The organism is Rhizobium leguminosarum, from assembly GCF_010668065.1.
Classification (GTDB): domain Bacteria; phylum Pseudomonadota; class Alphaproteobacteria; order Rhizobiales; family Rhizobiaceae; genus Rhizobium; species Rhizobium leguminosarum_S.
On sequence record NZ_WUEN01000031.1, the window covers coordinates 1 to 11,986 of the forward strand.

General features: G+C 57.7%; 7 protein-coding genes and 1 tRNA gene. 5 read left to right on the forward strand and 3 right to left on the reverse strand.

Going from position 1 to position 11,986, the window contains the following annotated elements; genetic code table 11:
- Positions 1-22: 22 nt before the first annotated feature.
- On the reverse strand, positions 23-934 hold the full coding sequence (locus GR198_RS34995; protein WP_164070468.1) for an MBL fold metallo-hydrolase: 912 nt from the start codon (positions 932-934) through the stop codon (positions 23-25).
- 162 nt (positions 935-1,096) lie between these two features.
- Here GR198_RS34995 and GR198_RS35000 point away from each other — a divergent pair.
- Positions 1,097-1,170: transfer RNA gene (locus tag GR198_RS35000), tRNA-Gln, on the forward strand.
- 71 nt (positions 1,171-1,241) lie between these two features.
- On the opposite strand, the gene GR198_RS35005 is transcribed toward GR198_RS35000, so the two are convergent.
- Positions 1,242-3,152, reverse strand: coding sequence for a GmrSD restriction endonuclease domain-containing protein (locus GR198_RS35005; protein WP_164070469.1), 1,911 nt, complete (start codon positions 3,150-3,152; stop codon positions 1,242-1,244).
- 197 nt (positions 3,153-3,349) lie between these two features.
- Between GR198_RS35005 and GR198_RS35010 the strand changes: the two genes are divergently transcribed.
- The 4 genes from GR198_RS35010 to GR198_RS35025 are packed head-to-tail and all read left to right on the forward strand — an operon-like array spanning position 3,350 to position 10,790.
- Positions 3,350-5,380 carry a hypothetical protein gene (locus GR198_RS35010; RefSeq protein ID WP_130788933.1) on the forward strand — a complete coding sequence of 677 codons (2,031 nt, stop codon included), beginning with the start codon at positions 3,350-3,352 and terminating at the stop codon, positions 5,378-5,380.
- On the forward strand, positions 5,380-6,378 hold the full coding sequence (locus GR198_RS35015; RefSeq protein ID WP_164070470.1) for an OmpA family protein: 999 nt from the start codon (positions 5,380-5,382) through the stop codon (positions 6,376-6,378). The genes GR198_RS35010 and GR198_RS35015 overlap by 1 nt, the downstream gene beginning before the upstream one ends.
- Positions 6,375-7,679 (forward strand): EH signature domain-containing protein, encoded by a 1,305-nt coding sequence (locus GR198_RS35020; protein ID WP_246711152.1) that lies wholly within the window; start codon positions 6,375-6,377, stop codon positions 7,677-7,679. Before GR198_RS35015 ends, GR198_RS35020 begins: the two co-directional genes overlap by 4 nt.
- Positions 7,680-7,688: 9 nt before the next feature.
- The gene (locus tag GR198_RS35025; RefSeq protein ID WP_164070471.1) at positions 7,689-10,790 is read left to right on the forward strand and encodes a DEAD/DEAH box helicase; all 3,102 of its coding nucleotides are present in this window, start codon (positions 7,689-7,691) and stop codon (positions 10,788-10,790) included.
- A gap of 141 nt (positions 10,791-10,931) precedes the next feature.
- On the opposite strand, the gene GR198_RS35030 is transcribed toward GR198_RS35025, so the two are convergent.
- Positions 10,932-11,711, reverse strand: a complete 780-nt coding sequence (locus tag GR198_RS35030) for an SDR family NAD(P)-dependent oxidoreductase (protein WP_164070472.1) — start codon at positions 11,709-11,711, stop codon at positions 10,932-10,934.
- Positions 11,712-11,986 lie beyond the last annotated feature (275 nt).

An 11,986-nucleotide genomic window follows, 5' to 3' on the forward strand; every position in this document is an offset into this window, starting at 1 on the left:
CCTCATGACCCCACCCTCATGTTCATGCCGCCGGCCGGTAGAGGGCGGCAAGCGAAGGCGGCCCATCCGCCGCAATCTCGCCGCGCTCCAGAAGATCCTCGATATGGGCGAGCACGGAAAGGGCGGCCGCCCCATGCAGCTTCGGATCGGTGTCGCGATAGATCACCTTCACCATCTCGGCAATCTGCCCATCGCCCGCCTGGACACGCGCCAGCACCGCCTGCTCGCGCCTGAGGCGGTGCGCCTTCAGCGCCTTGAGGAAAGTCGAGGGCTCCGTCACCGGTCCGCCATGGCCGGGCAGCAACAGCCGGTCCTCGCGTTCGATCAGCCGCTGAAGCGAGGTCATGTAATCCGCCATCGAACCATCCGGCGGCGCGACGATCGAGGTCGACCAGGCCATGACATGATCGCCGGAGAATAGGATGTCGCGGCCTTCAAGCGCGAAGGCGGCATGATTGGCCGTGTGCCCCGGCGTCAGCACCGCGCTCAGCGCCCAGCCGTTGCCCGATAGGGTCTGACCGTCACTGAGCGTTATATCGGGCACGAAGGATAGATCCGAGCTTTCGGCAAAGGGATTGATCTCGCCATCCCTGAGCGGCCGTGCCGGCCGGTGCGGCCCTTGCCCCACCGTCACCGCCCCCGTTGCCGCCTGCAGCCGCCTGGCCAACGGCGAGTGGTCGCGATGCGTGTGGCTGACGAAGATATGCGTCACCGCGCGCCCGCCAAGCGCTGCCATCAGCGCCTGATAATGCGCCTCGTCCTCCGGCCCGGGATCGATGACCGCGACGGAGGAAGCGCCGACGATATAGCTGTTGGTGCCGAAAAAGGTGAAAGGCCCGGGATTGTTCACTGTAACCCGCTCGACCCCTGCAACAACCGGCACGGCCTGCCCATAGGCCGGCTCGAAAGCGAGGTCGAAAGCGGGACTGTCCATGAAGGAATGATCTCGGGCCGATGACGTCGCCAATTTCTAGCACGACATCAGGCACTGCGCAGCGCATAAATCTGCGCCGGGTTAAACTTAGTCATTGTGACAGGCGAAGAGCTTTGCTAATCAGGCGTCGATTTGAGCAGGCGGTTTCCGCTCAAGCTCTGGTGGGGCGTCGCCAAGCGGTAAGGCAACGGTTTTTGGTACCGTCACCCCTGGTTCGAATCCAGGCGCCCCAGCCATTTTTCCTTTGTAAGCCAAGAATCGCCGCTTCTCAGCGTTTCCTGTTCAGCTCGGAACCGAGACCCCGGTGTCACTCTGCGGCTATGGTCAGAACGGCCTCGGCCTCATCACCGTCTGCCTCGAAGTTTTCGCCTTCTTCCGCGATGGTCCCCGTATACGCTTTCTTGCCCATAGCCCCTTCGATCAGAGCCAGCAAGGCACGTTGCCGCTCCTGCATAAAGTCGTCGAAGCGATCAGCGCGCAGAAGAGCAGTATCGATGAGATGGGATCGCAAGAGCCGGTCCAGAACATCACCACCAATGGCTGGGATATCGGCTTGTCCCTTTTCGAGCGCTGCCAGATAGAGCGACGGGGCATCGCCGCCGATCATGCGGTTCGTCCGATAGGAAAGGGGCGTCTTGTTGATGATGGAATCGTAGACCTGCGGCTTGATCTTGCGCTCATCGCACCACCTCTTCGGGAAAATATGGTGAATGTCGACATTCTCGCTGAAGAATACCGTATCGCTGAACTTCTGGCCGGAGCGAAAATCGAGTGCTCCTTCCCCCATCAGCAACACATGCATGCCCTTATAGGCCGCAGAAAGACGCATGCGCATTGTCTTCAGACGATCGGAACGGAAGATTGTTTCGCTGACCGTGGCCGGCTCTGCTCCGCCCCTCAACCAAATGGGGACCTCGATGAAGTCTTTGGCGATACGGGTATCGACCGCCGAACCATAGAGTTCGCCGAAAACGCCGTTCCAGAACCATTGGCGAAGCTTTTCCTTCACTGCCATGTGTTCAAGTGCCATTTCACTTTCGGCGAGGATTGCGGCCAACGGCACGATCTGCGACTGATAAGGAAGGTCGTCTACCTTGTAGAAGTTCAGTTCGTGCAGGAACTTGGCCGCACGCTTGAACCCTTCTTCCGCGCGGTCGGCGTAGGCTTCGTAGGCCGATAGCGGCAAGTTCAACAGCGCCTGGCGATTGCCGGTGACCTGTGGCAGCTCCTTGCCCTGTTTGCCCTCCGCGGTGGCGATTGAGCGGCGATCCCGCGTGTGGAACAGCGAGATCACGTGCAGGAAATCCGTATTAGCCACATTTGCAAGGATGCCGGTGCTGCGTCCCGCTGCCGAGAGGGTTTCCGCGAGACGTTGATGGCGGCCCTTTACCCCTTCACCACCATACCAATCCTTGCGCAACTCGAAGCCTTCTGCCGCATACATGGCCGTAACCAATTCGAAAGCGTCGAGCGGCTTCCCGCCTGTGTTCACCTTCTCGAAGACCGTGCAAACTGCTTCCTTGCTTGTATTCCGATCCAAGGTGATGACTGGCACCTGATAACCCGAGAAGTTCTTGACCACCTCGTCATGGAATTTGGTGATGATCGGCCAAAGCTCGGTGAAGCTGCCTTTCCTGTTGCTGTAGTTGATGAAATCCACTTGCCAATCGTTCCACGAAAACATCGCGGTAAGCGGAAACATTAAATGCTCGAATTCAAGCTCCCGCGTCGAGAGATCCAAAACGATCTCACGACCGAAATCCGTGCGAATAATCTTGTCTTCGGGAACGCCAATTATCGCGTCCTCGCGGTTAGCCGCCTCATCCAGCGCCTTGCAAATATCAATGTAGAACCAGCGCTTCACCTTCTTGTTTTTGGGCGTGATGGTCTGCACGACCTGATTTCGCAGTGTCACCTGATAAAGCGAGGTCATCCTCTGTTGCCCGTCCAACAGAAGCAGCGAAGGTTCCACCGATTTTGAGAGGGCCGGTGCACCTTCTACAGGGCGCGGTTTGAAGTTCACACCGCCGCCGGTTTCCAGCGACATCAATGCACCGACGGGAAAAGCACGCGAGACCGATGCAACTAGGCTCTTAATCCGATCCTCATCCCACACCCAACTTCTTTGAAAATCCGGAAGCTGCAGGTTGCCCTTTTGGCAATCGACCAAAAGTTCGTGCAGCGAAATCGGGTTAGTCTTGAACGTCGCGCCTATCATCGTTCCCCCAAGAAAATCAAAATCCAGCGACGGTGAATCACTACGATGTGCCAATCCTAGAGTTGTTGCGGAGATATGAGCAAGTTCAATTGTGGAGAGTATCTCTTTAACCTCCTATACCGCTTGATTGCATGGCTGCCGTTTGGTTTAGTTCCTACGTTCGGCTCATAGTCATGGAGCTGGCGGGGCGGGGTTAAGTGGTTCAAGAAATCGGTCGGTACGTTGTCGGGTTCATTCTTTCGGCAGCGAATATTCTCGTAAAGGATAGTGCGGCTCCGGGGATTGTTGCACTCGGGTTGGTTATATTATTGGCTTTGTGTGCGTTGATCTTTGTTTGCAAGGTGGCGAGCCAGAAGAAGGCGGTCACTTGGCTCAAGGCGCAGATACAAAGCAGCCCCAGTGGCGCGGAATTTAGCCGTAACATCGATCGTCTCTCTGCTGCTATCGACGAAGGCGGGCGCAATAAATATCGGCGCCATCTTGCTACAGTTTGGAATAAGTATCGCGAAACGCTCGTGCCTCACGAAGAGAATGGCAAGATCATTTTGCGGAATGCGGTCCGCCCTTCCATGTTTCTGAATCCTGACGATCTGGGGTTCAGCGTGGGATTTTGGCGGATTGTTCCAGGACTGTTCGTATCGAGCGGGCTGTTCTTGACATTTCTCGGATTGATCGCGGCACTCCAAACGTTAGGTGGGCGCGCCACAATAGACAGCGCGGCGATGCAAGAATTGCTTTCTGTCGCGTCTGCGAAGTTCATCATGTCCCTCACCGGACTATTCTGCTCGATCTTTTTCACCATTGTTCTGAGAACTGCGTATGGACGCCTGGAAGAGGCGATCCACGAGCTTTGCGGCGCGATTGAGAAGCACCTCACCTATATCAGTCTCGAAGCGCTTGCCACCGAACAGTTGAACGCTACACGTGAGCAGCGGGAGCATTTCCGACTGATCGGGATGGAGTTGGTTGCCGAGATTGGTCGTCCGTTGCGGGAAGAACTTCCTGCAGCCATCCAAAGCTCCATCGCCGATGCGATGGCTCCGATCGTCGAGAAAGTCGGCAAGATGGGTGCGGAAGGCGTTGGGGACATGGTTTCCGGTCTGTCGAACAAGCTGACTGATTCGATCGGCCTCGCACTTTCGGAAGTGAGTAACAAGATTTCGGATGCGAGCGACAGGCTTGGCGCATTGGCGGATCGGCTCGACCAGAGTTCTGGCCGGATCGGATCGGAAATGGAGGGCGTGACCGAACGCGTGGCGCGGGCAGTTGAGGACTTGCGTACGGCGCTCATGAACACAGCGGAAGTCACGGGCGGTACATTCAACGAAGGTGCGGAAAAGCTCCTTTCGGTGATGAACCAGACACTCGAAGGCATCAGGGACAACACTGGTGAGGGAGCGCGCGCGATGTCGGCCGCGGCCGAAGATATGCGTCAGGCGGCCGCGTCCTTTAAGCAGGAGATCGAGGCAGCGACCCGCGTCGGTACCGAGACCGCTCAGGAGCGGATGAAGCTTGCCAGCCAGCAGGTAAGCGATTCAATCGGCAACGCCGGTAAGGATGTTGCCGAAGTTTTCAGCCGAACGAGCGCGGAAATTGCAAAGGTTGCCGAAGATGTTTCTCAAAAGGCGGGTGTTGGTTTGCTCGCTCCCCTCGCGGAAATTGGAACGAGGCTCGAAATTCTGGTTAAACAACTGGATCAAGGTACATCGGATATGCGTCGCATGTCCGATGGCGTGAAGACCGGAGCTGAGGCTTCAGAAAGAGCCGCGGCTAGTTTCAAGGGAGCCGCCGCAGAGCTGGTCACTGCCGCCAGCCCGGTGAAATCAATCGTCGATCGGATGGACAATTCAATTCGACAGTTGACCGATAGCACGCAGCATGTTGCGAGCACGATATCTCGTTCCGCGGAGGCAACGGCCGAGTCTGCGGCATCGGCACTTGCCGCCGCGGGGGAAATACTTGGAAGCGAGGCGAAGGCGATCGAGAGCGCGCTCGGCAGCGTGACCACCATGCTGGAGAAGCTGCGAGGGCAGGGCGATCGTTTGGACGACATGGATGTTAAGCTCGGTCAAGCTTTCAACCTTTATACGGAGAATGTCGAGAAGGCAGTCCAGGGCATGTTCGGGCACGTCCGTGATTTGCAGGATCGACTTAATCCGGCGCTTGATACGATGCGGGATATCGTCGAGCAGGCTGAGCAGTTCGCACCGCAATCGCGGAGAGCTTGATGCGCGGCGGTTTCCGAACCCGCTACAGGGAAGAGGAGGAGGAAAGCGCCTTCGTGTCCATGACTGACATGACTGTGAGCTTTCTTTTTATCGTCATCCTTCTGCTCGCCTATTTTGCGAGTCAATACAGCGATAAAAATATGGTGCCGAGACCGGATTATGAGCGGGCATCGCAGGAGCGGGACGACGCGCGTCGAGAGAGGGACGATGCACGCCGCCAGATCATGCGACTTCAGATGCTCGTTAGCCAGCGCGAAGCCACGATTACGGAACTACGGGAGGAAATCGACGTCAAACAGAAAGAAATTGACGATCTGCGACACGAAGTGGAGCAATTGAAGGAGGAACTCGAAAAGCTTCGCAAAATCGATCCACTCGAAACCTATCTGGCGCTGTCAGCAGTGGAACGACGACGCATCCTGGAGACCCTACGAGATCAACTGAAAGTGGATTTTCCAGACCTCGAGGTTGTCATCAGTGAAGAAACTGATGCCCTTCGGTTTCAGGGTGATGGGCTTTTCGCGACAGGCTCGTTTTCAATCCGGCCAGACCGCCGCGCCATCGTTGAAAGCATTGCAACCCGGCTGGCACAGATTCTTCCTTGTTATACCGTAGGCGCTCGATCAAACTGGCGGCCGGAATGCAATCCCGGCAACGCGATCATTGAGGCATTACAAATCGAAGGCCACACGGATTCCACCGGAGACTTTACGGCCAATCTTGCCCTGTCGACCAATCGCGCCAACAGCACGTTCTCGGTGATTGTTGGAAAATCGCCCGAACTCGTCGAATTTCTCAACTTTCGCAAGCAGCCCGTTCTTTCCGTCGCTGGCTATGGCCAAATGAGACCTGTCAAAGACAACGCGACGAAGGAAGGCAGAGACACGAATCGTCGTGTCGACCTTCGTATCATCATGTATACACCAAGCAAGTCCGAAGAAATTGAACGCATAAAAGATGCGTTGACCGTAAACACTCTGCGAAAGGAAGCGAATTGAGCCTTTCCACAGCTCTCGGACAGAATCGTCAATTCACCGGTCCCGCGCTGCCATCCTTGAATCCGCTGCGCTCCAGAACCGAGCGGATTTTGTCCCGATGGCCCGATGTCGTGGCAAATCCGCCCGATAAGGATCGCGAGAACCTCGTCGCGATGGTCCGAGAGCGCCTTGAGCGCGATCACTGGGAAGACACGAAACTATCGCTGATCACCAGCGCCGGCAGGGCGCTGTTCGATGAGGAGCGCCGCGAGCGACCGGACCTCGCCGGACTGCGGGATTTCTATTATCGCGAGACGCAGGCTTCGACGCGAACCAGCTTCCTCAGCGCTATATTTGCCATCTACATGGACAGTTTCGATCCAGAGGCAGATCACACATTGAGGCTCTCCGACGCGCTGTCAAAGGTGAAGGACCGCCTAGGCGCTCGTTGGCGCATCCTCCTAGACGCCGCGCCGGAGATGTTGTCCCCAAAAACGGTCGCTGAGGCCATCGCGCGCAAAATGGTCTCAATGGATAATCTCTGGACCGGCGTACAGACGATGGGCATACGCAGTCCCCATGCACCCGGTTTGATGAACGCGGTTCACCTAGCTTATCTGAAGCAGATCGAGCCCCATCTGGACAAGCGGGCTGAAATGGAGCGGCTTGTCGAATGGTTGAAGCCAGAGGGTAGAGAAGCCAAGACCACGGGTGCTGGAGAGGCTGTTTCGGCATTGCTCGGGCACTGGGTCAATCGTACCCCCTCGCAAGACAACCTACGATATCTCACCGAAAATATCATCGGCATTTATGGTGATCCTCGGGTCCAGCGCGGCGGCATCTGGTCAGCTGTGCCAGAACAGAGAATGGCTGTTATTCTTCGTTGGCTGACCGGAGAAAATATCCGCTTCTTTCTGGATGTCGTATCGGCGGTTGAAGACAGCCACATGTGGGAGCCTCGCAGGAAATTCTGGCTTGGCCTGCATAACAAGGGTCGGGTGGACGCCGCATGGGTGGCTTTCAGTGTTTCCGCAGAGCGGGAAGCGAAACGGCGCGGCGGTGGGAACGGAACCCTTAGATTCGGATTGCAGACCGCTGGCGGGGGCAGGTCAAACACCTCGCTGCTCGTACTCAAAATAGGCAGAAAAATCGTCATTGAGGGCTCGCACAGCTACAAGGTACACATTTTTGACGAGGCGGACCAACGGGCACCCGCCCTGTATCAGTGGCAATATGATTGTGAAAAAATCAGGCTTATCCCCCGTTCGAAATCGAAGTCACATGTGGGCGATTGGCAAAGCTGGGTACTGGAGCAAATTTAGGTCTTTCCCATGAAGCTTTCTTTATCCACGTCGCCAGGCGCCATCGTCCTCACTGTAAAGGATCAGAGCGCAAGTCTTCTTCACCGCCTCGTTCGCCGGAACTCAAAAGCCGATCTCCAGTATCTGAGTGCGGAAGAACGGCCGCTTGCCTACGCCATCGCTGATCTGCGCGCCGTTGCAGATGGGCTTGGTGAACCTTTGTCAATCGATTCCGATCGAATCGTGATGTCTCATCGCATCGCCGCATCGATTTCCGGCGAGGCAGGTGAGTTGCTTGGATTGCCTCCATTCGTCGACATGATACTTAAGACGGATGTCGAAGGCATCGTCGGCTCATCTAGTTTCCGCCTCCGCTATGAATGGTCCCGCAACGGCCAGCGTCAGTTGCCGCATCGTACGGGCGCAATCCTCGATACTGCGCAGGGAACAAGGCGTCTGCCTCTTTGGATGCTCGACGCCATTGAGATCGCCGATTCCTATCACTCCGGCCAGGGCGACACCACCGACTGGGAAGCGCTCGGGCGCTTCCGCAAGGCGCTCGATCCCGGCGCCTCGGGGGTCGATGGCGGTGAAGCGTCGCGTATCTCCATGACCGATTTTCTAAGCGGTCTTGAAGTGCGTCTCGTTGACCGTTTTTCAATCTCCCCGAGGGGCGAATCGGACTTCGACGTGGTTCCGTTTTCAGGCGATACGCTGGACATGCATGGCGTCACCTCTGGTTTCGCCGAAGCTTCCGAATCAATGAGCGAAGTCGGGGGCCCTGACCTACAAAGGTTCCAGTCCCTGGTCAGAGGACGCGGCGCCCTACCTGCCTATCGTCTGTCTCCTGGGCGCTATGTCGTTGTGGAGCGTTCGGCCGCGTCAGCACTCTCGGTCATGGCGGACATGCAAAAGGCGGCCCCCGATGAGCGCCGCGCTTTTATCCAGAACCCACTGCCCAAATTGACCGAGGCAATCGAGGCTGAGCTTCGCCGCTCAGGAAAACTGGACGGATTGTCACCCGAGGCGGAGCAGGAAGTCATCGAAGCCGCAATCGGCCCCGTTCTAGTAGAGACGCGGGAATTCTCTGAGCGCGTAACGGGCATCGTGAAGTATGAAAAGCCGGACCTTGGGCAGTTTGAGCAGAGCAGTACAACGTGGCTGCCCGAAGAATTCGCCGGTCGCTTGGCCGAGGTGCTAGGACGGCAGGATGCAGCGCAGCTCCAAGCCCTGCGTGAGCGTGTCGCCGAAGCCATCGAGATGCAGAAGCCGACGGTGGAGTTTGAGGACTTGGTCCTGCCGGCGCGTGCTGAGATGCTCAAGCTGCTGGACGATAAGCTCGAGCAAATTGACAGCCGGGCTGCCGAGAAGGGTGACGAGGTTGATGTCGAGAAGGCGGGACCCTTCGTTTTAGAAACAGAAGTCAATTACGAAGAAGTCAAATGGCACGCGGCGCTGAAGCCGAGAACATCCAAAGTCCCAGATGACCTATCGGATGCAGTTCGCACGTCGCTCAAATCTCATCAGGTCGAAAGCTTGGCCTGGCAGGTTCAAGCTTGGCGATCGGGATTGCCCGGCGTTCTTAATGCCGACGAACAAGGGCTCGGGAAGACGCTCCAAACAATCTCGTTCCTAGCATGGCTGAAAACGGCGATCGCTCGTCCCGAAGCCAAAAACCGTGGGCCTGTTCTTGTTGTCGCGCCGACTTCCCTCTTGGAAAATTGGGAACAGGAAGTCAGTCGGCACATGGACGAACAGGGGCTTGGCCATCTCATTCGCCTCTACGGTTCCAGTCTCGGAGGGCGCAAGCTCACCGGCGCCAGGGGTACAGATACCGAAAGCGGTGAGGCCAAGCTTGATTTCGGTGCGCTGCATGAAGCGGTCGCCGAGGGGAGGGCCCATCGGTTCTGGTTACTGACAACCTATACGACGCTGACCAACTATCAGCACTCGTTTGCACGCATCCCCTTCTCCGCAGTGGTCTTCGACGAAATCCAGGCGTTGAAGAACCCAATTAGTTTGCGTGCGGTTGCCGCCCGCTCGGTCAACGCCGACTTCAGGATCGGGCTGACGGGCACTCCCATTGAAAATAGCACCGTCGATCTCTGGGCTGTCATGGATCAGTTGGCAGCCGGTTCACTTGATAGCCTCAAGGAATTCCGCCAACGGTACCTGAAGCCCGAAGAAGGCAATATGGCTGAGCTATATGCCCGTGTTTTCGAGCGCCGCGGCAGTGTGCCGCCATTGGCAATCCGTCGTCTGAAGGAGACCGTCGCCACCGATCTGCCGGTTAAATCGAGGTTCATCCATCCCCGTCTGATGCCCGATCTCCAGGCGCTTGCTTATGACGACGCCCGGCTGAAGCTGGCCCGCGGAGGATTGGGCGCGCAGCTCAAGATGCTACATCATATCAGGAGTGTCTCGGTTCATCCGTCTCTGGACGCAAAGATGAGCAATGACGACTTCGAGTACTCTTCTGGTCGCCTCCATGCGACGATGGAGATATTGAGGCGCGTCAAGGCGAACGACGAACGTGCGCTCGTCTTTATCGAACATCGGAAGATGCAATACCGCTTCATTGAGCTTGTTCGAAGTGAGTTGGGCCTCGGTCGTGTCGATCTCATCAACGGCGAGACTCCGATCTCCCAGCGGCAGGCGATCGTAAACCGGTTTCAAAGACATCTGTCCGAAGATCAGGGTTTCGATCTCCTCGTCCTTGGGCCTAAAGCGGCCGGTACGGGACTAACGCTTACCGCTGCAACACATGTCATCCATCTGTCTCGTTGGTGGAACCCGGCCGTAGAAGAGCAGTGCAATGACCGCGTTCACCGCATCGGCCAAACTCGACCTGTGACGGTACATGTGCCTATGGCGGTGCACGAAGGTTATCGTGAGCAATCCTTCGACTGCCTTCTCCAGAGCCTTATGATGCGCAAGCGACGCCTAGCGAGTTCAGCGCTATGGCCCATGGGCGATGTAGACGACGATGTCGCAGCCCTCCAGCGGGGAATGGCAAGCGAGCGGCTACAGGCTGAGGCCGATCCCGTCGGCAAGGCAGTGGCAGCGATGTTCGCCCGCGACGAGCTGGTTGTCCCAACACGTGAGCCCGACGGGTCTTACGCCTTCCACTGAGCCGAGATGAGAACTTCATGAGTGATACGCGCGTCTACAAAGGCCGAGTGATTGGTGCCTCTTGGATCAGTCTGATCTTGGCTGGGTAGAAAGATTGGAAGATGCGTTCCACTGCAACCTCCCATCGGAGATGGTTTGGCTTTATCTGGAAAGGCTTGGGATACGAACACCCGTCAACCCTGCAAGCTTCCCCACCAGCACATCCTGAAACCCCGGATCACCAACCTCCACCGCCGCCTCCCGCTGCTGCCGATGGTACCAATACCCGCCGCTGACCTTCGCAGCTCCCGGATCGCTTGCCGCAAGCCATGTCTGCGTAAGGTGCCCCATTTCGAGGTCGTCGGGCGCGCCGGCGCCGCCCATCTTTGTCGGCACCCAGCCGGGATCCACGGCGTTGCTGAGAACATCCGGCCAATGGCGGGCGATAGCGGCGGCGAGGGTGGCGATATAGAGCTTGCTTTCCGAGTAGGCCTGGCTGGCGTTCCACGGTCGCTTCTTCCAATCGATATCGTCAAGGGTGCTGCTGCCGCTGCGGTGCATGCCGCTGCTGAGATAGACCAGGCGATCGGGGCGCGTGATCCAGGCGGTGAGAAGATAGGGGGCAAGCACATTCACCGCCAGCGTCTTGGCGTGACCATCAGGCGTTTCGCCCCGGCTCCGCTCGAGGTAGATGCCGGCATTGTGGATGACGGCGTCCATGCGGCCGATGGCGTTGACCTGCTCGGCAATCGATCGCGTCTCGGTGGCGCTGGCGAGATCGCCGATGACGAGGCCGAGGGCGGCGGCCGAAGTCTCTGCGATGGCGGAGGCGCGCTCGCGGGAGCGGGCATGCAGCACGACGTCATGGCCCTCCTTCATGAGGGTGCGGGCTGCGGCAAGCCCGAGGCCATCGGTGGAACCGCTGATGAAAATGCGGCTCATGGGGGCTCCATTCACAGTCGTGGGGGTAGGGCAGTCAAGCAGCTTTTGGCTGGTTGCTCAATGCGGGAGTTGGGGTGTGGGTTCCCGGGGTTTGGTCGATATGTAGCCGGTTCGGACCGATCTAAGACCCCTCCCCAACCCCTCCCCACAAGGGGGAGGGGCTAGCCCAGTATCACCGCTTTGCCCGAGATCATCTCGTCGTTTGCCGATCTGGAGTTTTGGGAGTTGCGGTGCGGCAGGTTAAGCCCCTCCCCCTTGTGGGGAGGGGTTGGGGA

Bases quoted from the DNA above. Each gene is read 5' to 3' on its own strand.
- GR198_RS34995 (WP_164070468.1), bottom strand. From the start codon at position 934: ATGGACAGTCCCGCTTTCGACCTCGCTTTCGAGCCGGCCTATGGGCAG.
- GR198_RS35025 (WP_164070471.1), top strand. From the start codon at position 7,689: ATGAAGCTTTCTTTATCCACGTCGCCAGGCGCCATCGTCCTCACTGTA.
- GR198_RS35015 (WP_164070470.1), top strand. From the start codon at position 5,380: ATGCGCGGCGGTTTCCGAACCCGCTACAGGGAAGAGGAGGAGGAAAGC.
- GR198_RS35005 (WP_164070469.1), bottom strand. From the start codon at position 3,152: ATGATAGGCGCGACGTTCAAGACTAACCCGATTTCGCTGCACGAACTT.
- GR198_RS35030 (WP_164070472.1), bottom strand. From the start codon at position 11,711: ATGAGCCGCATTTTCATCAGCGGTTCCACCGATGGCCTCGGGCTTGCC.